The organism is Rhodopirellula sp. JB055 (assembly GCF_043100905.1).
GTDB lineage: Bacteria > Planctomycetota > Planctomycetia > Pirellulales > Pirellulaceae > Rhodopirellula.
In genome coordinates, this window is sequence record NZ_JBICHO010000035.1 from 1 (window position 1) to 25,437 (window position 25,437).

The 25,437-nt window shown below is 55.9% G+C and carries 16 protein-coding genes and 1 tRNA gene; 9 read left to right on the forward strand and 8 right to left on the reverse strand.

Annotated features, from left to right (window positions below):
• On the forward strand, positions 1 to 1,004 hold a 1,004-nt coding region (locus ACF8AM_RS01225), incomplete at its 5' end, for a DUF1559 domain-containing protein (protein ID WP_392553882.1).
• Between the two features lie 73 nt (positions 1,005 to 1,077).
• Here the strand turns inward: ACF8AM_RS01225 and ACF8AM_RS01230 are convergent.
• Positions 1,078 to 2,421: a tetratricopeptide repeat protein gene (locus ACF8AM_RS01230; RefSeq protein WP_392553883.1), complete on the reverse strand. Its 1,344-nt coding sequence runs from the start codon at positions 2,419 to 2,421 to the stop codon at positions 1,078 to 1,080.
• 311 nt (positions 2,422 to 2,732) lie between these two features.
• Between ACF8AM_RS01230 and ACF8AM_RS01235 the strand changes: the two genes are divergently transcribed.
• Positions 2,733 to 4,220, forward strand: a complete 1,488-nt coding sequence (locus ACF8AM_RS01235; RefSeq protein ID WP_392553884.1) for an FG-GAP repeat domain-containing protein — start codon at positions 2,733 to 2,735, stop codon at positions 4,218 to 4,220.
• Here the strand turns inward: ACF8AM_RS01235 and ACF8AM_RS01240 are convergent.
• Positions 4,189 to 5,622: a multiheme c-type cytochrome gene (locus ACF8AM_RS01240; RefSeq protein ID WP_392553885.1), complete on the reverse strand. Its 1,434-nt coding sequence runs from the start codon at positions 5,620 to 5,622 to the stop codon at positions 4,189 to 4,191. The genes ACF8AM_RS01235 and ACF8AM_RS01240 overlap by 32 nt on opposite strands.
• Positions 5,623 to 5,879: 257 nt before the next feature.
• Here ACF8AM_RS01240 and ACF8AM_RS01245 point away from each other — a divergent pair, with 257 nt between their 5' ends.
• The 4 genes from ACF8AM_RS01245 (at position 5,880) to ACF8AM_RS01260 (ending at position 8,550) form a co-directional block, all read left to right on the forward strand.
• A complete protein-coding gene (locus ACF8AM_RS01245) occupies positions 5,880 to 6,209 on the forward strand; it encodes a hypothetical protein (protein WP_392553886.1) in 330 nt (109 codons plus the stop codon).
• Positions 6,210 to 6,280: 71 nt separating this feature from the next.
• Positions 6,281 to 6,727, forward strand: a complete 447-nt coding sequence (locus tag ACF8AM_RS01250; protein ID WP_392553887.1) for a hypothetical protein — start codon at positions 6,281 to 6,283, stop codon at positions 6,725 to 6,727.
• A gap of 28 nt (positions 6,728 to 6,755) precedes the next feature.
• Positions 6,756 to 6,837, forward strand: a tRNA-Ser gene (locus tag ACF8AM_RS01255).
• A gap of 444 nt (positions 6,838 to 7,281) precedes the next feature.
• Positions 7,282 to 8,550: a BBP7 family outer membrane beta-barrel protein gene (locus tag ACF8AM_RS01260; RefSeq protein ID WP_392553888.1), complete on the forward strand. Its 1,269-nt coding sequence runs from the start codon at positions 7,282 to 7,284 to the stop codon at positions 8,548 to 8,550.
• Between the two features lie 96 nt (positions 8,551 to 8,646).
• On the opposite strand, the gene ACF8AM_RS01265 is transcribed toward ACF8AM_RS01260, so the two are convergent.
• Complete coding sequence (locus ACF8AM_RS01265; protein WP_392553889.1) at positions 8,647 to 14,340, reverse strand: cadherin domain-containing protein; 5,694 nt, start codon at positions 14,338 to 14,340, stop codon at positions 8,647 to 8,649.
• Positions 14,341 to 14,764: 424 nt separating this feature from the next.
• On the opposite strand from ACF8AM_RS01265, the gene ACF8AM_RS01270 reads away from it, so the two are divergent.
• Together ACF8AM_RS01270 and ACF8AM_RS01275 are read left to right on the forward strand one after the other, a co-directional pair.
• Positions 14,765 to 15,952: a cohesin domain-containing protein gene (locus tag ACF8AM_RS01270; protein WP_392553890.1), complete on the forward strand. Its 1,188-nt coding sequence runs from the start codon at positions 14,765 to 14,767 to the stop codon at positions 15,950 to 15,952.
• A gap of 297 nt (positions 15,953 to 16,249) precedes the next feature.
• Positions 16,250 to 16,915 (forward strand): cohesin domain-containing protein, encoded by a 666-nt coding sequence (locus tag ACF8AM_RS01275; protein ID WP_392553891.1) that lies wholly within the window; start codon positions 16,250 to 16,252, stop codon positions 16,913 to 16,915.
• Positions 16,916 to 16,924: 9 nt separating this feature from the next.
• Here ACF8AM_RS01275 and ACF8AM_RS01280 read toward each other — a convergent pair whose 3' ends face one another.
• From ACF8AM_RS01280 to ACF8AM_RS01300, 5 genes are all read right to left on the reverse strand, one after another.
• Complete coding sequence (locus ACF8AM_RS01280) at positions 16,925 to 18,517, reverse strand: DUF1501 domain-containing protein (protein ID WP_392553892.1); 1,593 nt, start codon at positions 18,515 to 18,517, stop codon at positions 16,925 to 16,927.
• Between the two features lie 144 nt (positions 18,518 to 18,661).
• Positions 18,662 to 21,133 (reverse strand): PSD1 and planctomycete cytochrome C domain-containing protein, encoded by a 2,472-nt coding sequence (locus ACF8AM_RS01285; protein ID WP_392553893.1) that lies wholly within the window; start codon positions 21,131 to 21,133, stop codon positions 18,662 to 18,664.
• Between the two features lie 117 nt (positions 21,134 to 21,250).
• Positions 21,251 to 21,712, reverse strand: coding sequence for a hypothetical protein (locus ACF8AM_RS01290; RefSeq protein ID WP_392553894.1), 462 nt, complete (start codon positions 21,710 to 21,712; stop codon positions 21,251 to 21,253).
• Between the two features lie 35 nt (positions 21,713 to 21,747).
• Positions 21,748 to 23,208: a FecR domain-containing protein gene (locus ACF8AM_RS01295; protein ID WP_392553895.1), complete on the reverse strand. Its 1,461-nt coding sequence runs from the start codon at positions 23,206 to 23,208 to the stop codon at positions 21,748 to 21,750.
• Positions 23,205 to 23,723 carry a sigma-70 family RNA polymerase sigma factor gene (locus ACF8AM_RS01300; RefSeq protein ID WP_392553896.1) on the reverse strand — a complete coding sequence of 173 codons (519 nt, stop codon included), beginning with the start codon at positions 23,721 to 23,723 and terminating at the stop codon, positions 23,205 to 23,207. Before ACF8AM_RS01300 ends, ACF8AM_RS01295 begins: the two co-directional genes overlap by 4 nt.
• A 228-nt stretch (positions 23,724 to 23,951) precedes the next feature.
• Here ACF8AM_RS01300 and ACF8AM_RS01305 point away from each other — a divergent pair, with 228 nt between their 5' ends.
• The gene (locus ACF8AM_RS01305) at positions 23,952 to 25,295 is read left to right on the forward strand and encodes a polysaccharide pyruvyl transferase family protein (RefSeq protein WP_392553897.1); all 1,344 of its coding nucleotides are present in this window, start codon (positions 23,952 to 23,954) and stop codon (positions 25,293 to 25,295) included.
• The last annotated feature ends 142 nt before the right edge of the window (positions 25,296 to 25,437 follow it).

Here is a 25,437-nt window from a genome sequence, read left to right on the forward strand (position 1 = left end):
CGGTCGCGCCCTTGAGCGATGGACCAGGTGGCGCCACCTATTGGTGGAACAGCAACAACTTTGGCAACCATGAGTTGCTGACGATGTTGGTTGGCCTGACACCGTTTGTGGAGGCTCAAGCGACTTGGGAGCAGATTTCCAATCCGTTCCCTGCCGATACAAACAATGACGGCACGATTGATATCACTTTTCCTCCGATGGGACCAACACCTACACCTGGTGGAAATGACCGAAACTACTACTCGCCATGGATGACAGACCTGCCATTCTTGCGTTGCCCAAGCGATCCAGGACGTGGGCTTCCGACGATGGGACGTACGAACTACGCCCCCTGTGTCGGTGACAACATGAACCGGTGGAACGGTGGCAAGAATGGTGACTTGACGGTCAACAACTGGGCGATGGGGGTGCAATCGCGAAACCGTGGTTTCTTCATCCCTCGTGACGTGACCAAGTTCCGTGACATCTTGGATGGTTTGTCCAACACGATTGCAATGGCTGAGATCGCGACGGACTTGAATGATGGTGACAAGCGAACTTCACTTGCTGTGACGACGAGTGGGACCTATCAAAGCAACCCGAACCACTGCGAATCACTCTTCTTGGATCCAGAACGTCCCCAGTTTTGGATTGATCCTGACAGCCCTGGATCGGGACAATCTCCTGGCGACCAACCTCGCGGCTTGGGCGCAGGATCCACACGTGGAGCTCGCTGGGCGAATGCACGGCCCGTTTTCTCGACCGTGAACACGATCTTGGCACCCAACAAGGGTGTTTGTGCGGATAGCTGGCCAGAAAATGGTGCAATTGCACCGCCGAGCAGTCGTCACCAAGGCGGTGTCCACATCCTGATGGGCGATGGTGCGGTGAAGTTCATCACCGACTCGATTGAGGCTGGGAATGCATCTGCACCGATGCCGAACCCAGGGCAAAAGAGTCCTTATGGCGTTTGGGGGGCCTTGGGCACCCGTGCGAGCCGCGAAGTGATTGAGTTGGAACTCTAATTCACCTTTCGCGATCGAGTTGAATCCTTTGAACCGCTCTTCCGATGGAAGGGCGGTTTTTTTGCGTCTGGACTCATTGGAATTCGTTCGGCAATTCCAATTGCAATTCGGGGTGTCCCTCAGTGACCTGCCACTGGGGCTTGCCGCGAAGTCGCTTGACGATTTGGGCTCGCACCTCGTCGACTTTCACGGAGTCGTCTCGTGGCAGAGTTGTTGCCAACGATGCCCAGGCCTCCGCTTCCCACAGTCGCCCTAGTTTTTCAAGTTGAATTGCAATGTCGGTGGCGAGTCTGCGTGAGATGCTGCCCAAGAGATCAAAGTTCTTCATTGAAGTCCGCACATCGTCCAAGGTTGAGAGGCGTTTTTCAATCGCACCGCTCTTTTCGTTGGAAGCAATTTCTGAATCGTTCAAGAGTTCCAAAATCGCCGTCCAATATTCTGGGCGGTCGGGATTTCGCTGGGCGGCATTCCAATAGAACCGCAACGCATCCCGCTGATTTCCTGCCGTGATGGCAACCTTCGCTTTCGCAGCCCAGTAGTCTGGTTCGAGCTCCAGTGATTGGAGATCTTGTTTGGCTTCCCATTGTTTGAACGCTTCGACGTTGCCACTTTCTGCAATCACGAGTCCCATGCGCGTCTGAGCGGGAATGAATTCTGGATGTTGATCGATAATCGCCTGCAAGCCGGCGCGGGCCTCATCGATCTGGCCGGAGTTCAACAGTGTGATTGCCTGCCGCAGCAATGGACGTTTGTCGTCGGGATTTCGACGGACCATTTCAAGCGTCGATCCAGGTTCGTCCTTGGCGATCGAGGCGATTCCCAACGACAGCAGCAGTTTTGCATCGAATTGGCGGGCCAGCACGAGAGTTCGACCGTGAGGAGTCGCCGCCGATTGATTGCCGCTGTTGACGTACAGGTCATACAGCAATCGACGAGTATCGTGTCTCGCGGGATCGGTGCGAATTGTCTGTTCCAGCAAATCGATCGCATCGTAAAGACGCCCTGCACCGACCAACGCGATCATGGCTTGCCGAACCCTCGCATCGTTGCCGAACGACTCCACGATGCAAGCTTTTACCAGCAGATCGGCCACTTTGTTGGGTTTTTCTAAGTGCTGGGCAACCTGTGCGACGGAGGCGATTGCATCGGCGTCATCGGGGTGAGTTTCCAAGACGGCGTCGGCGTATTGCCAAGCATCCGCCCATTTTTGATGCCGCATGGCCAAGCGGAGTTCACCCAGTGGACGATCGGGCGTTTCGCGAACGACAGGTGGTTCTGATTTTCCACATCCCGATAAGGCTGACATCGTGGACGAAACCACGACGGCCGTTGCCAGGCCGCGTATTGCATTGAATGCCGAGGACTTTCGAACGGAAAGCATCTGCGTCTCGGTGAACGCGTCGATTCGTAAAGGCATGAACGAAAGTCGTTGAGAATGGGGGATCCGGCGCTCTTGTCGATTCGCAAACGTTCAACGACTCCGACGGTTGCCATCGATTGAAAATGCCGGAAGATCGGTGCGTGCTGGTGAAGAAGATTTGCCAGCAATGAATGACGATTCAACGTGAATAACACTATAGTATTGTTCCCATGCGAAATCTTCGAAGACCAACCGTTTTTGCTTCTCTGGCGATGTTGTTTGCGGTCGTTGGTGGCTGTCATGACCGGGGGGTCGATCCGGTCGTCACGGCCACGAATCCGACCCGTGACGAAGTCTCAGAGCAGAAAATGATCACGTCGGAAATGTCCGCTCAAGGGCACGCCCGCATTCAAGATGAGGTCCAGGCTTTTTGTGCGGATTGTCACGTTATGCCGCTGGCGAGCAGTTCAACGAAAGCCGATTGGGAGGCGGAGGTTGATCAAGGATTCATGTTGTATGAGACATCGGGACGCAGCGATTTGAAGGTTCCCGCCCGCGAAGATGTGGTCAGTTTTTTCAAATCGCAGGCACCCGAGAAATTTGATTGGTCGCCCTGGTTGCGCTCCGTTCCCAAATGCGAATGGAGCTTCAAGACCCAACCGATTGGTTTGGCAATCGATGAGCCGTCGAGATCGCGGCCTCCTGGAGTCACCAACGTTCGCTGGCTCGACATTGGGTTGATGGACTCTCAAGCCTTGGTTTATTGCGACATTGGTACTGGTGCCGTGGTCGCTCACTGGCCTGATCGCAACGGTGGAACGACCAAGCACCTCGCAACACTGTTTCAGCCCGTTCATGCGGAAGCATGCGATTTGGACGGTGATGGATATCGAGACGTAATCGTTGCGGACATCGGTGAGTTCGATGCCAATGACAGTGAACTGGGGAGAGTGGTTTGGCTACGCAGGAAACCATTGCAGGAAGAATTTGAACAAATTGTGTTGCTGTCGGGGCTCGGTCGGGTGGCCGACGCGAGGCCTGCCGATTTTGACAACGATGGCGACATGGATTTGGTGATCGCTGAATTTGGTTGGCGAAGCAGCGGGCGCATCGTGTTGCTCGAGAATCGACTCTCAGTTGCGAAGGATTCAGGGCAGAACCCCGAACGATTGGCAGACAATTTTGTCGTGCATGAAATCGACGACCGCCACGGGACCATTCACGTTCCCGTGACCGATTTGAATGGGGATGGCCACTTGGACTTCGTCGCGGCGATCAGCCAGGGATACGAGACGGTGGAAGCTTTCTTGAACAATGGCGAAGGAGAGTTTCACCGCGAAGTCGTCTTTGCGGCGGCGGATCCTGCCTTTGGTTTGTCAGGCATCCAGCTCGTCGACATGGACCTTGATGGTGACCTGGATGTTTTGATGACGAATGGCGATTCATTCGATCGTGGCGTCAAGCCATACCATGCGGTTTGGTGGTTGGAAAACGAAGGGACGTACCCATACAAGGAACATCAACTTTGCCGGATGCCGGGAGTGTTGTCCGCGAAGGCGGGGGATTTCGATGGGGATGGTGACTTGGATGTGGTTGCCGGATCGCTGATGGCCGGACCCATTCGTGATCAATTTCGGGACTTTCAAATGGCGTCTGTGGTGATGTTGGCGCAGACCGAGCAAGGTGTTTTTCGGAAGACATCATTGGAAGATCACGTGCATCAGCATGCCTCCATTGAGGTGGATGACTTTGATCAAGATGGCAAAGTCGATTTCGCGATCAGCAATTTGTTGCGAACAGCGCGGGGCAACGAGCCGGATGCGGTCATTTGGTGGAACCAGTCTCCCGTTCCATGATCCTTTTCGCATGCTGGTGGTCGATCCGAATGAAGTGATCGGCCATCGAGAGCGTCAGGCCTTGTTGTTTCATCCCGACCAAATCATCGATTTCGGAACTCGGCATGTGACACTGAACGCATTGATCGGCGATGTTGCTGGGTAGCTGGGGACGCATCCCGCAGTGCTCAACGTCGTGACAATTCAAGCACGCTTGGCGAAAGAAAATCTCATCGCCTCGTTGTGCAACGTGCGGATCATGACAATCCGTGCAGGTCATCTCCGATTTTTGAAAACACTCGCTCATTTGAAGACGAGCCAGTTGGTTGCTGGTGTGGATCCCGCTGTCGTCAAAGTCAGGTTTCAGCGTGTGATGAAACTCGCTGATGTCGTCACCGGGGCGGAAGCTGAAGGCTGGTTTCTTGAAGTCAAACGATCCGGAGTGGCATTGGCCACAAAGATCGAGTTGACGCTCTCTGGAGAGTTTTTCCGGATGAACAATATGCTGAGCCGTGTTCGAATCGGGGTTTTGCGTATGAAATTCGACGTGCGATTTACCAGGTCCATGGCAGCGTTCACATGAGACACCCCAGATTGCCGAGGACGGTTGGTAGTGGTTGGGAGACGCTGTCTGTTGGATGTAGGTGACGTGGCACTCCAGGCATTCTGTCCGAATGACTCGGTTAAATTGGAGATCGAGTTCCTCAAACCCGGGGCTGGTCAACCATTGATCTGCACCGTGGAAGTACGACGCATAGGCCTGGAAAAGACGGTCGTTGTCCCAGTACAGAAAGGTTTGAGCCACCTTTCCTGATCCCGTGATGACGTCCATTGGAATGTTGACGCTCCAATCGGACAGCCTCACCTTCTGAACGACGGAACCGTCCGTCGCTTGCATTGTTAGAGAGATGTCTGGATCGCCCGTTTCCAGTTCGTTTCTGGGGGGATCCAGCGAACCGAGGATTCGGTCCGGAGTCACGGCGCTGCTGGTCTGATGGTGAGCCGTTGAGAGAAAACCCCGGTGCCGGGTTTCATGGCAGGCCGCGCAGGCATCCGCTCCCAGGAATCCTTCCGCGTTGGATTGCTTGTGGGAATCGTCAGCCAAGGTGTCGGTGGTAGAGGGACCGTCTTCGAGGGATGAAAACGGAAGAACGACGCGCGGGCGAGGCTGGTCGTCTTTTTGCAAAACCCACGAACCGGAAATCACGCGTTTCTGTGCCACCACGGTCGGGGTTAGACGCTTGATGTCAATTTCATGGTCATCAAGGGGAAACGCGGAAGACGGTGAATCCAGTTTTCGCGAGAGGTTTTTCACGAGTTCCGATTGATCCTCCGATTCGTATGCCATGTAGGCCACCGTGGCGGCCAAAGCCACGGTGACCAGCACGATCACCCAAATTCGGGAACCAAATGAGTCAGCCAAGGCGAACAATATCCAGAAAAAGTGAGCCGCGAAGGCGAGATGGGGAAACGACGCCTGATTTTATCAACTCGGCACTGGTGCTCGGAAATTTCTAGCACGCGAAAATGCCAGACGGAACCGTTGTCACGAAGAGGAACTTCTCCGATGTTGGATGGATCATGCTTCTGGTGGTTTGGGTTGACCTGGGGGTTGGATGTTGGGTAATCAACAGGTTGTGAACGTCCCTCCTTGTGTTCCCTACCCAGGAATCCCACCCCATGTTTCGTCTGGTTTTGTTGTCATTGATGGTCGCTGGTTTTTCGCTGGCCACTCCGTCCGCCGCGGAAGTTTCGGCAGCTGAAACCGTCAACTATCGCTGCAAAGAATGGAAAGCCAAACACATTCACGACAAAAAAGCGGCTGATACGATCGAAAAGACACTGAAGACTCTCAAATGCGAGACTCAGCGTCACGCTCACAACGGTCACGACGATTTGAAATACCGCTGCGTGGAATGGAAGACGCTGCAACTGAAAACCCATGAGGAAGCTCACAAGTGGGAAAAATGGTTGAAGGAATACGGCTTTGAAACTCAGCACAAACACTGAGTGACGTTCCCGCATCCTCTCTCAAACAAAAGACGGCTTTGATGGCTCATCGACCACTTTTGATGCCGCTGATGTCGCTGCCGATCTACTCCGGTTTGGCGATCCGTGCCGTTCAAGCGACTGGCCAGGTTGCCTCGCAGTGGATCGAATCCGCTGGCGATGTGGTCGAGAATCTGCGTGAGTCGAAGGAGTCGGGGGACTCGTTTGCCGACATCTTTTCGGCCACCGCAACAGAAGGCAGTTCGGAGTCGAAAGAATCCGAAGGCGGCTTGGATGCGATCCGCGAAACTTTGGGGAAATTCCTGCGAGACATGGGATTGGATCCCGGGGCCGAAGTGAACCTGAAGTTGTCAGACGGCGAAATTCGAGTGGCATCAGACCACCCGCGAGCCGCTGAAATCGAGGATCGACTCTCGCGGGAGAGCACTTTGATGAGCGAGATCCGGAAACAACTGCCAGGACAGCTAGAATTTGAGTTCAACGTCCAAGTCACCCCTGGCGATGGCTTGACGGGATGACGGCTTTTGTCAGAATGACGCACAGCCCGGAGGATAAGCGAATGGCTAGCAGGCTGATTCGAAATCAGTTGCCCAGCAATGGGTTGCGGGTTCGAGTCCCGTGTCCTCCGCTGTCATGAAAGACCTCGCAAAGCAGTTTGTTTTGCGAGGTCTTTTTTTGCGCGTCCTGGCGCCGTTGTTCTGCGGCGTTTGTGACTTTGGCGGACGAGCGGCAACTGGTCGGCTGGATTGGATGCGATTGTGCCCGGTCGCAAGCTTTTTGTGCTCGGTGTGTTTCAATTCTGCTCAGAATCTCACCAGACTCTCTTGTTGGCGAACGTCGCTGGTGTGTAGGACAACATGGTTGCAGTCTCATTGACTCGCCGCCGTTTTGAACCAAAGCAACCAATCTTGAACGATGTCGGTTTCCTCCGACGTCCCCTTCATTCATGAACATCGTCCGACTTCCACCGTGGTGCGTGATTCTCGGGTGCATCCTGGCATCGCAGGGTGTTTCCGCTCAAAGTCCGATTGGATCTTCCAGTCGGGCTCGAGCCTCGGCAACGACTGAGAAGATGACTTGGTATCCCAAGTCGATCAACGGCAAGAGCGTTGATGCGTCTTTCCACGAGTTCACCAGCGAGGATGCGTTGGCGGATTCGGAGGTGGCGGGCGTTTCCTTTGATTCATCGCCTTACTTGGAATCGCCCGAGTATCAGGTTTACGAGGAACCGTTTCACGGCGGCAACTCGTGCGATGGATGTGGTGTTTGCGATCAATGCGTCACTCATCGATCAGCACATCGATTTTGGGTTCGTGCGGAGTACCTTCTGTGGTCGCTCGATGGAATCGATTTGCCGCCATTGGTGACAACCAGTTCTGCTGGCACGGACCCGGAAGACACCGGCGTGATCGGTCAGTCGGGAACAACGACATTGTTTGGAAACAGCAGCGTGCTGGATTCCATGCGTTCCGGCATGCGGGTGACGATTGGATGGAGCGATGACCATTGCGGAAACGGATTTGAACTGAGTGGCATGGGGATCTTCCAAGACGAAGAAACCTATCAGAGCAATCGAGGGTTGCTCGCCCGCCCAGTGTTTGACACGGAAGCCGGTGTGGAGTCGTCGATGTTGATCGCTCACCCGGATTTCCTAACGGGATCGGTCAACGTCCAAGCAGAAAGCGAACTGGCGTCCTTTGAATTCAACCGCCGCCACGTGCTGTCTTCCATGCGAGGCCAACGAGTGGATTTCTTGGTGGGATATCGATACGGCAATCTCAACGAACTGTTGCGGATCGATCAATCGTCGGAATACACGGCTGCCCAAGGCCCGATCATCTCTGGCACCACCGTGGACCTGTTCGATCAGTTCGAAGCTGACAACCAATTCCATGGGGCACAAATCGGTTTGCAGTTCCAACGTTGTTCCGGCGCGACGACCTGGGACGCTCACGCCAAGATCGCGTTTGGCGTCAACCGGGGCGAAACGACCATCGACGGCCAGACAACGAACTTTGTTCCGGGCGGAGGCTCATCGACTTTCGCGGGCGGCTTGCTGGCCCAGTCGACCAACATCGGGACCTATGACGATTCGTCCTTCATGGTGCTTCCGGAAATCGGTCTGAACCTGACGACTCAAGTGCATCGTGACATGAAATTGACGATCGGATACAGCCTGATGGTTTGGTCCGATGCCGTTCGCGTGGATGACGCGATTGACCGCAATGTTTCCCAGTTCCCACCGGAAGCACCAACGGGAAGCAACCAACCGGCCTACGAATTGACGACCAGCAGTTTCATCGCTCACGGTTTGAACATTGGAGCCGCATTTCAGTTTTGAAATGGCATGACGTGGTTGATTCGCGTCGTTTGAGTTCATCATCCAGCCACCCAAGTCTGGACGAAGCCAAACTTGGGTGAAACCGGACGACAACGATCACACAGTGGTCTCAATGGTGATCGTGAGCACTTCTTCGACGGCCAATCCATAGCGGTCTTGTGACAAGACTCGGATGCTGTAGCTGGACTGAGTCGCCGCATTGGCCTCGAAATTCGTTTGCAAGACGCCGTTGACGATTGTGAACGATGCGTTGTCGGTGGAACCCGTTCCGGCGACCAACTCAAACGTGTGTTCATCAAAGTCGTTGGCGTCGGTGGCGGTGAGCGTGCCGACCGTGGTGCCACTGGCTGAACCGTCTGCCACCGTGCTGTTGTCCAGCAGAATGCCGGTCGGTGCCACGTTCTCTTCTGTGACAATCAGATCTGCGGTGTCTTCAAAGGTGAGTCCACCGGAATCGGTCACGCGAACGCGAATTGAGTAGAGAGCTTGGATCGCGTCGTCCGTCGCTTCCGCGGTTCGTAGCTCGCCGCCGGTCAGCGTGAACTTGTCGTTGTCGAGGTCGCCTTCACCCGAAACAAATTCGAATGTGAAGGAATCACTGGCGTCTTGGTCAATCGCTTGCAATTCTCCGACCAAGAACCCACTGGCTTGTCCGCTCGCGATGGCTGGGAAGGCCAGCGACAATCCAGTCGGAGCATCATTGATATCGGTGACAGTGATCACGAAAGATTGGCTGACCGTCTCTCCGACTGCATCGGAGCTTTGGATGCGAACGGAGTACGACGATTGAGTTTCAAAGTCAAACGTCGCGGCGGTCACCAAGTTGTTTCCGTCGATCGCAAACAACGCGTTGTCGGTGTCACCCACACCGCTGACCAAAGAATACGTGAACGTATCGGCAACATCCGCATCAGTCGTGCTGAGGGCACCGACGACCGTTCCAATCGCCGCGTTTTCCGCGATCGCGTTGTCGTCAAGCGAGATGGCGGTGGGGGCCACGTTGTCTTCCGTCACAGTGATTGTGAACGTTTGCTCCACGAACAAGCCGTCCGCATCGGTGCTTCGAACTCGAATCGAATAGGACGATTGAGTGTCCATGTCGAGCGTCGTCGCGGTCACCAAGTTTTCGCCGTCGATCGTGAACGAGGCGTTGTCCGTGTCACCGTCGCCAGCGACCAAGGTGTAGGTGAAGGTGTCCGATGCATCAACGTCCGCTGTGCCGAAGGTACCAACGGTGGTGCCCGAGGCTGAGTCTTCTGTGACAACGCTACTGCTGATCGAAATCCCAGTCGGGGCTTCGTTCACATCCGTGATTGTGATCGTCAGAGCTTGCTCGAAGGTGGCTCCCGCCGAGTCGGTCGTTTGAACACGAACCGAGTATGTCGATTGGGTTTCGAAGTCGAAGGTGGTTGCGGTGACCAGGTTGCTGCCGTCAATGGTGAAGGCCGCGTTGTCGATGTCACCGTCGCCGCTGACCAGAGCGTACGTGAAGGTGTCTCCGGCATCCGCTTCAGTCGTGCTGAGAGCACCAACGACGGTTCCCGAGGCGGCGTCTTCCGCGATGCTGGAGTTGTCAATCGAGATTGCGGTGGGAGCGTCGTTCGCATCGGTGACAGTGATCGTCAGAGCTTGCTCGAAGGTGGCTCCCGCCGAGTCAGTCGTTTGAACACGAACCGAGTATGTCGATTGGGTTTCGAAGTCAAACGTGGTTGCGGTGACCCGGTTGCATCCGTCGATTGTGAAGGCCGCGTTGTCGGTGTCACCGTCACCGCTGACCAGAGCGTAGGTGAACGTGTCACCGGCATCCGCGTCGGACGTGCTGAGTGCACCAACGACGGTTCCCGAGGCGGCGTCTTCCGCGATGTCGGCGTTGTCAATCGCGATGGCCGTAGGAGCCGCGTTCGAACTGGTCTCCGTGATCGTGATCGTCAAGACCTGCGTGATGGTTGCACCGGCCGAGTCCGTCGATTGAACACGAACGGAATACGACGATTGGGTGTCGAAGTCGAAAGTGGTTGCAGTGACGAGGTTGCTGCCATCGATGGTGAAAGCAGCGTTGTCGGTGTCACCTTCACCACTGACGAGGGCATAAGCGAACGTGTCACCTGCGTCGGTGTCCGTTGTGCTCAGGGCACCAACAACAGTGCCAGATGCCACGTCTTCGGAGATCGTTGCGTTGTCAATCGCAAGCGACGTCGGAGCGTCGTTGGAATCGGTCACTGACAGCGTCAGGATTTGCTCAAACGTTTCTCCACCCGAGTCGGTCGTTTGAACTCGGATCGAGTAAGACGATTGAGTCTCGAAGTCGAAGGAACTTGCGGTGACGAGGTTGCTGCCGTCGATGGTGAAGGCCGCGTTGTCAGTGTCTCCATCGCCACTGACCAGAGCGTAGGTGAATGTGTCCGAAGCATTCGCGTCGGTCGTGCTGAGTGTTCCGACCACGGTTCCTACCGAGGCGTGCTCGTCGATGTCGGTGTTGTCAATCGAGATCGCGGTCGGCGCGACGTTGGTTTCTGTTTCGGTGATCGTGATCGTCAGCGTTTGTTCGAAGGTCGCTCCGGCGGCGTCGGTTGTTTGGACACGAATCGAATAGCTCGACTGCGTGTCGAAATCAAACGTGGTTGCGGTGACCAGGTTGCTGCCGTCGATGGTGAAGGCGGCGTTGTCGGTGTCACCATCGCCACTGACCAAGGCGTACGTGAACGTGTCAGACGCGTCAGCATCCGTTGTGCTGAGGGCACCCACGGTGGTCCCGGACGCGGCATCCTCGGAAACGCTGCTGTTGTCCAGGGTGATGGCCGTCGGAGCATCGTTCACGTCGGTGGCGGTGATCGTGAAGGTTTCCACGGTCGACAAACCAAACGGATCGGTGCTTTGGATTCGCACCGAGTAAGACGACTGGGTTTCGAAGTCCAACGAAGCGGCGGTCACCAAATCGCTGCCATCAATCGCGAAGGAGGCATTGTCGGTGTCGCCCGTGCCGCTGACCAACGTGTAGACGAACGAGTCCATCGCGTTGGCGTCGGTGGTGCTGAGCGTGCCAACCGTGGTGCCGACATCTGCGTTTTCTTCCACGCTGGTGCTGTCAATCGCGATGGCGGTTGGAGCAACGTTGGCCGATGTGACGGTGATGGTGAACGATTCTTCGGCCGTCAGGCCACCGGCGTCCTGGGCCTGCACTCGGACCGTGTAAGAAGCTTGGGTGGACTGGTCAGCGGCAAATGCGGTGACCAGTTCACCGTTGACAATCGTGAACGAGGCGTTGTCGGTGTCTCCGGTTCCAGACACCAACGTGTAAGTGATCGTGTCGCCGGAATCCGGGTCATCGGTGCCCAGTGTTCCGACCACGGTGCCGCTCGGTTCACCCGTTGCAACGTGGTTGCCCGACAGAGTGACGGTGGTGGGGCCTTCGTTGACGCTGGAAACCGTGATGGTGAAAGTTTCTTCGGTGAACTCGCCGGTCGAGTCCGTGCTGCGAACTCGGATGGTCAGCGTGCCTTGCGTTTCCGCATCGAGAGCTCCTGCGGTTTGCAATTCATCGCCGTCAATTTGGAACAACGCGTTGTCGTCGTCGCCATCTCCGGTCACGAAGGTGTAAGTGAACGTGTCACCGGATGTCGGATCGGTTGAGCTGAACGTGCCCACGGTGTCTCCCGCCGATCCGTTTTCGGCAACCGTTGAATCACTGAGTGAGATCGCAGTCGGCCCTTCATTGCTTTGAACAATGGTGAAGACTTGTTCGAACGTTTCGCCACCCGAGTCAGTGGTCTGAATGCGGATGCTGTAAGAACTCTGCGAATCGAAATCGATCGTGGTCGCGGTCCGCAGTTCATCTCCGACAATCGTGAAAGACGCGTTGTCGGTGTCACCGGTGCCCGACACCAAGGCGTATGTGAATGTGTCCGATGCATCGACGTCGGTGGTGGTGAAGGATCCGACCACGGTTCCAGAAACAGAATCATCGGCCACCGAGTCATCGCTAAGCGCGATCGCAGTGGGGGCTTCGTTGATGTCATCGACGTTGATCGTGAACGTTTGATCGAACGACAATCCGCCTTGGTCCGTGGTGCGAACCACGACGGAGTAGCTGCTCTTGGTTTCGAAATCGAGTGCTTCGGTAGCGATCAACGAGTTGCCGGAAATGGCAAACGTCGTGTCGCTGGTGCTGCCGTCGATCGAAACGATGCTGTAGGTGAACGTGTCGCCGACGTTGCTGTCGGTGGTGGACAGTGATCCGACGGCAGTGTCAGCGGCTTCGTTTTCTGCGATCGATGTGTCGCTCAACGAAATCGCTGTGGGGGCAACGTTCTGGTCGGTGACCGTCAGGGTGAAAACTCGTTCGAGGGTGCGTCCGGTCGAGTCAGTGGTTTGAACACGGATGGTGTAGGTGTCTTGAACCGAAGCATCGAACACTTCCGCGGTCAGCAAGGTGTTGCCTGAAATGGTGAACGAACTGTTGTCGGTATCACCGGTTCCGGACACCAAGGCGTAAGTGTGCGTATCACCCGAGTCAGGGTCGGTCGATGTGAAAGTGCCCACCGCGGTACCAACCGCAAGATTTTCGCCAACGGTCGTGTTGGAAAGACTGATGTTGGTCGGTGATTGCGCGTCCGGCAGGTCCGGGATGTTGGGAGTCGACAATCCGACGACGCGTCGAAGCAAATCGCTGGCATCGAGTGGGCTCAGGCCATCTTGGCCCGTCACGTCACCAAGCAGGTCTGGGTCGATGGCTGCGAATGGAACAAAGGCTTCTCCGGATGCGGTCGCGTCGGTGACGACGAACCCGGTGTCCAGGTCGACTCCGACGCGAGCGACCAAACGAGCGTCTTCGGCGTCGTATCGACGATTGGCATTGACGTCGCCGGGGAACGCAACGACTTGGATCGCATCGTCAGCGCTGGCGGCCATGCCTCCCGCGTTCACCTCCAAGTTGCTGATCGTCAGGGTTCCCGTGGATCCATACGGGGCATCATCTGGAATGGTCGCAATCAGGTCGATGATGTCGGCTTGGCCAGCGTCCATCGCGTCCAAGCTAAAGAACGTGATCGTGGCGACGCCGGGAGTGTCCAAGTTGGCTTCGACCTGGCTTCCCGTGGGAGCGTCTTCACCAAGTTGTACGCCGGAGATGTCCAGCATGGCTGGGTCGTACTCAATGGTCAGCGTCACCGATGTCACGCCATCCGCATCACTCAGTTGGATGGGCAGTCCCGCTGGCAATTCGGTTCCGCTGCCGTCGACGGGCAACTGAACCGTTTGGCTGGGGCCGCGAACGATGTCGGGCAATCCGACCACCAGCGATGCGGGGCTGGCAACGGTGAACGTGGTGACAAAGTTGCCGCCCGCTGTTCCATCGTTGTCACCATCCAGAAGTTCACCATCGGCGAGGTCCGTGAACCCATCGCTGGCACTTCGCAGGGTCGCCGTGTAAGTGTCCGCGGCGAGAGGGCCATCAGTTGCAATAAATGTGACGGTTGTACCGTTTACAACGAGTGAACCGCGCACTTCACCTGTTGTCGCGCCTTGCAGGGTCACGTCGGCCGCTCCTGCATCACCCGCTTCGGTGTCGTAAAGGCTGAGTTGCGGGATGCTGACCTCCTCGCTTAGTTCGGCGGTGAACCCAGATGGGGTGGGTGTGAACGAAGCGATGGTGGCCGCCAAAACTCGCCGTGATTCCCACGACTCGACTTTCAAACGTCGGTCATTGGATCCCTGGGATCGGCTTTTATAGCGTGAATGACGGGATTGTTTCGAAGTCAGACGAGCTAGCAATCGTTGGACAGCGGGTTTCATAGATGAGAGACCTAGTGCGACCGTAGTCAATAGAAAAGCAATGCAGCTATCCCTGCGGGGTGAGGATTGTCACGCGGTCCCTGGTGACAAACGGAGTGCTCAATTCGAGCCCGTAGTGAGTCTAAGACGTCGCTTTGCGAATTTCGTCACGGGGCTTTTGAAATTTTTTAGGAAATTTTTTGTGCGTTTGTGCGTCAGAGGTATCGTTGAGTGTGACATTCGCACCCTTGCTCTTCCCCCCACAACCCGGCCAGTCCTTCTTCGCAGAAAGATTGTTGTGACCGGCAAGATGGAGACGAACTACGGTGCAAGTGCAGCTCCAAAACCATTTCGGAAATGCCCTGCAAGTTGTGTGGTGACCTCAAGTGTTGCCTTGCATTTGAATGCGGCTGTGAACAAACACGAAAGACTCCGGCAAGCTCTGATGAAACCTTCTCGATCCCGTCGCCTTTCCGTTGAATCGCTTGAAGGACGACGTCTTCTGGCGGCGGTCAACATTCCTGATGACCTCACCTCGGCACCCGATGCGATCGTGTCGGTGCCGGTGAACATTGACTCGGCAACTGGAGTGCGAGCGGCGGAGATTCGACTGAGCTACGACACGTCGGTTTTGGATCTCGATGCGGATGACATCGACTTCGGCAGTGTTTGGGGGACCGACGGTGACACACAAGTCACAGCGAATGTCGATGATGCGGCAGGAACAGTGGTCATCTTTGTTTCAGCCTCCAGTGCATTGACGGATGTGTCAGGCAGTCTTGTTGAGCTTCCATTTTCAGTTGCCAGCGATGCCGTGGTCGACAGCACCAGCGTTCTGGATTTGACCGAAGTCAGCTTGAACGAGGGGCAAATCACGGTCGATCCATCGCCGGTGTCTGGGACCGATTCAACGGACGGTTTGATCACGATCACCGCGGCCGCAACCGGCGATGACTCGATCTCTGGATTTGTATACGCGGACGCCGACAATGACAACTCGCTGGGAACTGGTGAAGCCATTCCGGGCGTCACAATCACACTGACCAACACCTCGACCGGCGCTGAATTGCAAACAACCACTGATGTCGACGGCAGTTACGAGTTCACCGATTTGGCACCCGGTGAATATGAAATTGTTCAGTCTCAACCGGTCGCCTACTTGGACAGTGGTGACAATGAGCTGACCGTCACCCTGGTCGAAGGCACCACGCTCGAGGATCAAAATTTTCGCGAGCTGGGTTTGCTTCCCCAATTCATCTTCAATCGTTTGCATACCAACACAGTGATGCCAGTTGGTTCCGACAACTGGAATGATGCCGTCAGCGATCTCAATACCTTCGCCGAATCAACGGAAAGTTCCAGTTCAGCCAGTGCCGCAACAGCCAGTTTCAGTGATGCGGCGGCATCCACTTCATCCGCTAGCGGGGCCGAGTCAACCACCACCTCGACATCCGATTCAAACGCCAGCGGCGAACCCTTGTTCGATCAAGCTGAGGCGGAACCGTTGGCCTCGGTCGCGGCAAACGTTGTGACCGCACAAACGGCCGGGATGGCGACCCCCGTTGCATCGAGCGATGACGACTCTGATGAGAACGAGGCGGTCGATGAAGTCTTTGCAAGCAATCTGTTTTGAGCCAGTGTTTTCGGCGACACGGAACGGAAGCAATCTTCACAAATCCAAGCTTGGTGCTTGCCAGCAAAGAATCTCTTTGTGTCGGTGTGATCACAGTCGTTAAACTCGCTATCTCGCTCGCTGATTCTTGACGAGTGTTCGCTGAGTGACGTTGACACAAATGTTCAGCCTGGATTACTTCTTTGATTGAAGTCCCCAAATTCGACCGGAGTTTCGATCTCCTTTCGAAAGTGCTGGGCGTTCATTGCACTCGTGATGAACAGAAGATTCCATTCGGAAACATACATGGGAGCCAGGATGGCCAAAACATGTCGCGTGTTGACGACCGAGCGTTTGGAAGGTCGACACTTGATGGCAAGTGTTTCATTGGACGCCATGGGCCCCGCCGTTTCGGGGCCTGTCTTGGTGCAAGAGGCTGTGCCGCAAACGTCCGCGGCGTCGATCCAAGTGGAGGACGCACCGAACTTGAGAGCTGCCGAGATTCGATTTGAGTTCGATCCCACACAGGTTCGAATTGAAAAAGAAGACATTCGACCGGGAGCGATCTGGGACAACAAAGCGGCCCTCATTGCAAATGTTGATGAGGAAACCGGTTCCGTGGTTGCCTATGTGTTTGCAACTCAACCCATCCTTGGCAGCGATGGCAACCTGCTCGACATTGAGGTCGATCAATCGCGAAATGCGGCTTGCCTGACGCCCGCGAAATTGGACCTTCAACATGTTCGATTGAACGAGGGCACGATTGAATTGGAATCCGAACCTGTTGTGGGGCCGGACGCGACGGACCATTCTGCAATGCGTTCGTCTCGCTCGACGGAATTGTTTGCACCGCCAGAGTCGAAACCGTTCATCGGTCCCGTTTTGCCGGATCACCTGAAACCAAACCAGGTGGACGCGGCCATCAACGAGATCTTCCGTTCGCCCATTCGCGGACGCATGCTGGGCTTTCAACGAAACGGCTGAGCGAGCGGCTCAACCGACGATGTCACGGATCACACTTCCGTAGACATCGGTCAATCGAAAGTCACGTCCGGCATAGCGGTACGTCAGCTTTTCATGATCCAGGCCCAACAGGTGCAAGATCGTGGCGTGCCAATCATGGATGTGGCATTTGCCTTCGACGGCTTCGTAACCATGTTCGTCGGTGGCACCATAGCTGAAGCCGCCGCGGACACCGCCACCAGCCATCCACGTCGTGTAGCCCTTGTTGTTGTGGTCGCGGCCATCGCCGTTTTGTGCGTGCGGTGTGCGACCAAATTCGCCGGCCCAAATGACCAACGTTTCATCCAACAAGCCTCTTTGTTTGAGGTCTTGCAGCAATCCCGCGATGGGTTGATCGATCTGCGAACAGTGGTCGTCCATTTCATCCCGCAAGTCGCGGTGGTGGTCCCATCCGGGGCTGACGCATTCGATGAACCGGACGCCGCGTTCGGCCAATCGTCGTGCCATCAAGCATTGGCGACCGAAGTCATCGGTGCCCGAACCGTTGATGCCGTATAAATCCAGCGTGTCTTGCGTTTCATCGGACAAATCCACCGCCTCGGGCATTTCCGACTGCATGCGATACGCCAATTCGAACGATTCAATCATGCCTTCGACTTGCTGTTGATCCCCGTCACGATCCAGTTTGTTTTGGTTCAGGTTTTGAATCAAATCCAATTGAATGCGTTGCAGTTCTGGATCGAGCATTCGGTTCGTCAAATTGGGGATCACACTGTCATCGCGTGCGGCAAACTGATCTCGCAACGGGCGACCAAAGGGGCGTTGTTGCATCGACGCGTCCATCCCGCCGGACATTCCCATTCGCGACTCGGCATAGCGTCGGCGTCGGTCGCCGTTCGGTCCTGATTGCATCCCACGACGTGAGCGCGCTGATTGATTTTGGCTCATTCGGTTTCGCCCTGGTTGATTGCCACCGTTTGGTCGCATCCTGTTTTGAGCGAATCCGCCGCGGCCTCGACCGCCCGCTTTCATCTTGGTTCCTTGATAGATCGCAGGCAGGAACGAGCTGGCATAGTTGCCGCTGTCACCAGGCGATGGATTCAACACGATGAACCCAGGCAAGTTTTCGTTTTCAGTGCCGAGACCATACAACGTCCACGCACCCATCGAAGGCCGCGGGAACTGAAAGTTTCCCGTGTGGGTTTGCGTGGTGGCTTGTGGGTGATTGGGTTGGTCGCAGTGCATGCCTCTTAGCAAGCACAACTCATCGGCTTGCTTGGAAAGTTCCGGGAACAATTCCGAGATCCACAAACCGCTCTCGCCTCGCTGACGGAATTCCCAGGGTGACCCCAGCAAGCGTCCCGTCCCGCCGTATTTGCCGACTTTGCCAGTGTCGCGTGTCAGTTGTGGTTTGTGATCAAACGTGTCGACATGCGACGGTGCACCACGCATCGAGAGGAAGATGACGCGTTTCGCTTTCGGTTCAAAGTGAGGAGCTTTGACGTCCAGCGGATTGCTGGCTTTTGCTTGTTCAGTTGCCAATGCAGCGAACGCGAGGTAGCCGAATCCACTGCTGACGGCTTGGAGTGCGCCGCGACGTGACAGGGTGGTTGAATCGGACATGACGGAACCTGGTGAGAGTGCGAAGTGGAGTGATCGAGTCTTCTTAACGGAGCGGTGCAAGCCGCCCGGTGCGGCAATTCACTGTGGCATCGGCTTCTAACCCGTGGGGGAGGTCCCGCGAGCTGGAACGCTATGCCAAATCGTTCAGTTCAGACATCGGAATTCGGCCGAAGCGATCAACGCTTGGCAGAATGCCGTCATCGCGAGTTGTTGTGTTTGCACAAAGCGGCTGGATTTTCTGCGAGCCGGCCCCATGAATTCTTGAAAGAAATCCACGCAGCTTCGAATCTCAGAATCTGTTGCTGGTCGGCCATAAGTCGCCAAGAACGCCGCGGCAACGCCTTCGCGAATGCTTCGGTGTTCATCGAGCAAACGACGGCCGAGCGATTCTGCGTTCTGCAACACAAACTCATCGTTCATTAAGTACAACGCTTGCGTCGGGACATTGGAAACGTCGCGTTTCGCATTGCTGAGACTTGGGTCAGCGAAGTCAAACAACGCCAGCGAACGAGGCACGGCGTCACGAACGATGGGCAAGTAAACCGATCGGCGATCGTTCAGTCCATCCAGCAGCGACGCGTCGAGCGTGCGACCGATGCGGTTGTTGCCATACTTCGCAATCGGCGAACCAATGGGACGTTCCAAGTTCAATCCGCCGCCAATGGCCAGAATCGCATCCCGCATCGCTTCGGCATCCAACTGTCGTGGGCTGGCTCGCCAGAGCAGTCGGTTGTCGGGATCCACTTCGTAGTGGGTGTCGTTCATGCGTGAACTCATTTGATAGGTTCGCGACAACACCAGTTCGCGAATCATGGATTTCACGGACCAATCCTTCGAAAACTCAATTGCCAAATGGTCCAGCAATTCAGGATGCGAAGGAACTTGACCCGTGAGGCCCCAGTTATTGGGAGTCGCCACGATGCCTTCGCCAAACAAATGCAACCAAATGCGATTGACCATGACACGCGCTGTCAGCGGATTTTCCGGAGACGTCAGCCACTGAGCCAGTTCCAAGCGGCCACTGGAATCGGAGGGAATGGAAATCTCGGCACTGTGCGGCAAGATTTGGATGAACCCGCGTGGCACTCGCTGCGCCGGAGTTTCGACGTCGCCACGGACGTAGACAAACGCGTCCTCGAATTGCTCCGCCTCCTGAACACCCATCGCGAGGGTACGAGGCGTGCCATCGTCTTCGATCTCGGACAGGATGCCCTGAATCAATGCGATTTGTGCTCGAAGGCGGATGGCGTTTTGTTGCTGGGACGGGTCCTCTCGATCTCGAGCGACTTCCATCATTTCCGAACGCAGGTCACTCATGCGTTCTTGCAGTTCTTCAATCTCATCGGGCGAATACTTTCTGCCCGCAGGAACCTTGTCGGCGATCGGTAATTTCAACAGGTCCGATGCGTTGCGATTCGTGATTCCTTCCGAGGTTCCATAGTACGTGTTCGTGCTTTGGAAAATGCCGGCGATCGCGTAGTAGTCGATCGTTGGAATTGGGTCGAGTTTGTGGTCGTGGCAACGAGCGCAGGCCACTGTCAAACCCAAGAACGCTTTGGACACCGTATCGATCTGCTCGTCGATGATGTCCGCTCGAACTTGGCGAGGGTTTCGTTCGACCAAGTTCTTCGTGCCGATCGCCAAGAAACCGGTTGCGATCAAGTTCTCTTGCCATTGTTCGTCTGTTTTAACAGGCAACAAATCACCGGCGATCTGTTCCGCGATGAAACGATCGTAGGGCGTGTCGTCGTTGAAGGAATCGATCACATAGTCTCGGTAACGCCAAGCGTGAGGGTAGGTGTTGTTGGTGCTGTTGCCACACGATTCCGCGTAGCGAGCGACGTCCAGCCAGTGACGGCCCCAGCGTTCGCCAAATCGGGGGCTGTTGAGCAATTCGTCGACTTTGGATTCGATCGCAGCCTCCCGGTCTCGGGCTGTCGCTCGCAAGAACGATTCGACTTCTGCGCCGGTTGGTGGCAACCCGACGAGATCAAATGACAGGCGTCGCAGCAGTGTCGCGGCGTCGGCGTCCTCTGCGGGTTCCAAGCCGTTGTCTTCCAGTTTGGCCAGCACAAATCGGTCGACGTCGGACTTCGCCCATGCTGCACGTTGAACTTCGGGCAAACCCTGAGGCTGCGGTTTATGAAACGCCCAGTGATCTCGTCCGGATTCCAGATCAATCTCGGTTTCCACCGTGATCGATTCACGAACACGAGGATCTGGCAAACCCATCTCAATCCAACGTTTGAAGTCCGCGAGCACGTCGTCGGGCAGTTGTCCACGCGGTGGCATTTCCCAACCGTTGTAGGTGATCGCATCCCAAAACGGACTGTCTTCGGGATGGCCGGGAACGATCGAGGGGCCTGACTCACCGCCCAATAGCAATGCGTCTCGCGTGTCCAGTCGCAGGCCACCTCGCGTCTTGCCCGATTCTGCCGAGTGGCACTCATAGCATTCGCGAACCAGCACCGGACGAATTCGATTTTCAAAGAACTCGAGCTGTTCTGGCGTGATCTTCGATGAATCTTGAGCCGGGGTCTCGGACGCGGCGAGCAGACCCAGCGAAAGGGCCAAGATGGAAAAGGCGAACGTTTTCATGGCGTCACGTGCAATCATGAAGTCTGACAGAGAAGAGAGAAGAATGGGCATCCGGTGTGGGATAGGCTTCCGGCCTGTCGACCTTCAAAGCGAATGCCCCGGATCACTGACCGGCACCACCGGCGTCGGTCACTATCATTCACCGGGGCGTTTGGGCTCAACGCCCTTGTCTGCGTTTCGCATTCCGCGTTTTCCCATTCCGCCTTGTCCGTTGGCACCCGGTCGCATTCCTTCCCGGCCTTTCCCTTCGCGACCTTGTCCTTGGCGGCCTCGCATGCCCTGACCACGCATTTCGCGGAAGGCGCTAAGAGCAGCGGCCAATTCTTTTTCGTTCAGTGCGCCGTCGCCGTCTTTGTCGTGTTCCTTGATCAATCGTGCGGCAATCTTGGCGGGATCCATTTGCATGCCTGCTGCTCCTCGGCGTCGAGCTTGAGGATTGCCTTCGGCATCTTTGCTCAAGCGGTTTGGCTTTTGAGCGAACGCGACCGATGAAATCAGTGGCAACGCCGTTCCGCTGGCCAGCAACTTCATCAGAAATCGACGTCGTGGTGGTGTTTCCGAGACAGCTTGCTTGGGCGTTTCGTTTTGATTCTTCATGGTTTTCTCCCGAGGAAGGAAAGAGGAGTTCGACACTAAGGTCGACGAGAAAAACGTGGACGGATGGAGGCGTCAACGATCACGCGGACGTGATCAACCCGCCGTCCAAAGGACATCAAACTGAGATCAATCGTGCGGCGGTCATCGCTGAGCGTAAGAACGTCACCGGTGAGCGTGGAGTTCAGTTCCAACCCTTGGCCGAACGGCCGGTTGGCAGCGGTTCGCGCAGAGAACCGCCCATCGGTTTCAAACAACGTTTTGTCTTGGACGATCACGCCGAGAATGGGATGTTGAAACGTGATGCTCCCTTCCAAAATCTCCAGGTCGCGAATGGCCGGACGTCGACGATTCAGTTCTTGATCGGACGAAACCTTGGGATTGAACATCAGCACAAACGAACGCACGCGGTGGTCGGTCGGAATGGTCGAGGGCAGCAACTGTGCCTGGTCCGTGTATTTCCCCGGTGCGGTGATGTCGACCGAACAAGGCGATTGCAGCGGACCGGCATAGCCTTCTGGCAACACAAAGATGCGACGATCACTTTGGATTCGGTTGGCCAATCGCGGCCACGGAGGAGCAAATCGGAACGCACCGGTCGACTTGACGATTCCTGAGCTGAACGGCCACAGCTTTTCGAAACGCTGGGTTTCAAATGCGATGTCGTTCATGCTGCCATCGGAAGCCAGTTCGACACTCTCGCCTTCGCTCAGCAAACGTTTCTGGTGATTCTGGTCCGAGACGACTTCGACCTCGCCATCAAAAACCGAAACCTTCGACAATCCATCGCGGTCCAGTTCGATTCCAAAGGCGGTTCCCAAGTCAATGACTTGCGCCGACGGTGTGTCGACTCGAAAGCCTTCGGCGCCCGGTGGCACGGTGGCCGACAACAGTCCAAACGCCAGCTTGGTCTGATCCATCGATTGCAATTCGTACGAGGCAGGTCCTTCCAATGTGACCTCCACCCCGCTGTCAAATTGCAAGTGTGCGATGCCGGACTGAAGAGCAATGGTTTGAGCGTCCAGCCGGTCGCCGGATTGCCATGCGTGACTGTCGTCCCAGACCGCATCGGTGGACTGGACCAGTGTCACAAACGTGGCGTCCGCTTCGTTGTCGGGGGCCGTCGGCGAGTTCGGATTCTGTGTGATCAACGCGGTGCCTGCGCGATCGGGAACGAACTGGATCGACAAACCAACGATCAACAAAATGGCTGCCGCGACGGTTGCAACGATCAACGTGCGATACCGGTCACGCGGACGCTCTGTCGCGATGACTGGCGAGGCGGCGGGCTCGACGCGTTGGTTTTCGGCACCGTCCGGTTCGGTGAACTGTTGCCAACTCAATGCTGCCGTCATCCGTTCGTCAAAGTGGACCGCATCGGCGAATCGTTTCGCGTGGTCGGAATCCGCGTTGATCCACGCTTCCAACTCAGACAGTTGATCTGGCGTCAGCGTTTCATCCAGATAGCCATCGATCAGCAATTGGATTTCGGTGCTCATCCGTTCGCTCCTTCGGATACGAACTTGGCTTCGATGCACTCTCGCAGTTGCTCTCGAATCCGTTGAAGGGTTTTGGAAACCGTGTTTGCCGTCATGCCGATTTGTTCACTGATGGCGGACGGCTTCAATCCCTTTTGGTATCGCAGGTCACAGATCATTCTCGCCCGGCCTTGCAATTGATCGATGCACGACGGCAGGTGATCCAGTTCCTCTGGCGGCGAAGATTGCTCGAACGAGCACTGCAGATTCGCGATCGTTTCTTCGCTGAAAACCAGTCGATCACGTCGACGACGACGCAGGTACAAACCGATTTGGTTCCTCGCGACTCCAATCGCCCAACCCTGGAAGGCTTGCGAAGAATCGTAGGAATCGAACGAGTTCAGAACCGCGAGTGCTGTCTCTTGCAGCACATCTTCGCGATCACGGCGATCTCGGACCACCGACGCAACGAAAGCAGCCACCACCGGCTGAGCCGAGGTCCACAATCGGGTCGCATGGCGTGTTGAATCGTCCACTCAAAACTCCTAAGAATTGGCTTGCATGAGTTCCTTATCCGCTCGAATCCAATCATGACAGAATTCGCCGGATTTTTTTTGATTTGTCTTTCGCGGCTCCAGTGTGTAGCCCAAACGCTCCGTTGAGCTGAAGTACGATGTGATCCCCTCCTCCCACCCACATGACCGGCGCGGATGAAAATTCGCTTGCCGCCCCACCCATTTTCGCGAGTTCCCATGTCTCTTTCGATGTCTCGATCCGCGTCCCAAACCCATCAATCAACTCTCGCCCGTCGAGGTTTCCTGGCTCGCTCCGCCAAAATCGGATTGGCAGCCGGTGCGTTGGGGGCCAGCAATCCCTTCTGGCAAGCGTTGGCTGCCGCGAATGACGGCAATCCGCCGAAACGGGTTCTGCTGCGATCCTCTTGGCAGACTGTGAACATTGGTGACATCGCTCACACTCCCGGTGTGCTCCGTATCCTTCGAGAGCACCTGCCGGACGTGGAGGTCACGCTCTGGCCATCCAACGTTGATAACGGCGTGGAGGAATTGCTGCGAAAGGAATTTCCCAAACTGAAGATTGCCAAGCCGCGATCCGAGGCGTTGAAGCAAGCTTTCCGCGAATGCGATTTCCTACTGCACGGTTCCGGAGCGTCCATCGTCGCCGAACGTGACTTGGTTCGCTGGCGAGAGGAAACGGGAAAGCCCTACGGCATCTATGGGATCACATTCCCGATGAAGAAGTCATCGGCGACGGCAGCCCGCAAGGAAGAAGCGATGGCTCGTTCGGTCGATGTCCTCAGCCACGCAAGGTTCGTCTTCTTCCGAGACAGCAAATCATTGGAACTTGCGAAGAGTCTTGGTGCGTCCGCCCCCGTGATGGAGTTTGGGCCCGACGGAGCCTTCGCGTGTGACTTGCGAGACGAACCCAACGCTGAACGTTTCTTGGCAGAGAACCAATTGGAGCCGCAGAAGTTTCTGTGTTGCATCCCACGCCTGCGCTACACGCCGTACTGGACCATCAAGCCCAACGTCAAATTTGATCCCATCAAACACGCTCGCAACGAAGCGATGAAGGAACACGACCATGCAAAGCTTCGCGAAGCGATCGTGCAGGTCGTTCGCGAAACGGATCGCAAGGTTTTGGTCTGCCCCGAAGATCGCACGCAGATGGCCGTGGGCAAAGAAATGCTGATCGATCGTTTGCCAAAGGATGTGTTGCCGCGAGTCGTTTGGCGACCAAACTATTGGTTGACCGGTGAAGCGGTCAGCGTGTACATGAAGAGCGCCGGATTGTTTGGCAATGAAATGCATTCACCGATCATGTGCATCGGCCACGGCATCCCCGCGATCGTATGCCGTTTTGAGGAGCAAACCAGCAAAGGCTACATGTGGGAAGACATCGGCTTAGGCGATTGGTTGTTCGATTTGGATTCAGAAACGGATCGCAACCGCATCGTGCCAAAGGTCTTGCAGATGGCGAAAAACTTCGAAGCTGCCCAAGCCAAAGCCAATGAGGCGCGCCAGGTCGTCGAAAAACGCCAACGCGAAACGATGGCGGTCTTGCAAAAAGAACTCGCCAGCGTCTCCTGACGCCCGAGCATGAAAGCGAATGTTCTCATCCGACGGAACGAGCCCGAATGGCTCCGGAGGAGTCTGCGTCCGTAGCTCGGGGTGGATGCCCCGAGATCGACTTCACTCGGGAAGGAAGCCTCGAAAGGCCTCGAGTTCACAA

Coding starts and splice junctions, on each gene's coding strand:
- ACF8AM_RS01230 (WP_392553883.1), bottom strand. CDS start 2,421: ATGCCTTTACGAATCGACGCGTTCACCGAGACGCAGATGCTTTCCGTT.
- ACF8AM_RS01235 (WP_392553884.1), top strand. CDS start 2,733: ATGATCACGTCGGAAATGTCCGCTCAAGGGCACGCCCGCATTCAAGAT.
- ACF8AM_RS01245 (WP_392553886.1), top strand. CDS start 5,880: ATGTTTCGTCTGGTTTTGTTGTCATTGATGGTCGCTGGTTTTTCGCTG.
- ACF8AM_RS01250 (WP_392553887.1), top strand. CDS start 6,281: ATGTCGCTGCCGATCTACTCCGGTTTGGCGATCCGTGCCGTTCAAGCG.
- ACF8AM_RS01260 (WP_392553888.1), top strand. CDS start 7,282: ATGACTTGGTATCCCAAGTCGATCAACGGCAAGAGCGTTGATGCGTCT.
- ACF8AM_RS01265 (WP_392553889.1), bottom strand. CDS start 14,340: ATGAAACCCGCTGTCCAACGATTGCTAGCTCGTCTGACTTCGAAACAA.
- ACF8AM_RS01270 (WP_392553890.1), top strand. CDS start 14,765: ATGAAACCTTCTCGATCCCGTCGCCTTTCCGTTGAATCGCTTGAAGGA.
- ACF8AM_RS01275 (WP_392553891.1), top strand. CDS start 16,250: ATGGCCAAAACATGTCGCGTGTTGACGACCGAGCGTTTGGAAGGTCGA.
- ACF8AM_RS01280 (WP_392553892.1), bottom strand. CDS start 18,517: ATGTCCGATTCAACCACCCTGTCACGTCGCGGCGCACTCCAAGCCGTC.
- ACF8AM_RS01285 (WP_392553893.1), bottom strand. CDS start 21,133: ATGATTGCACGTGACGCCATGAAAACGTTCGCCTTTTCCATCTTGGCC.
- ACF8AM_RS01290 (WP_392553894.1), bottom strand. CDS start 21,712: ATGAAGAATCAAAACGAAACGCCCAAGCAAGCTGTCTCGGAAACACCA.
- ACF8AM_RS01295 (WP_392553895.1), bottom strand. CDS start 23,208: ATGAGCACCGAAATCCAATTGCTGATCGATGGCTATCTGGATGAAACG.
- ACF8AM_RS01305 (WP_392553897.1), top strand. CDS start 23,952: ATGTCTCGATCCGCGTCCCAAACCCATCAATCAACTCTCGCCCGTCGA.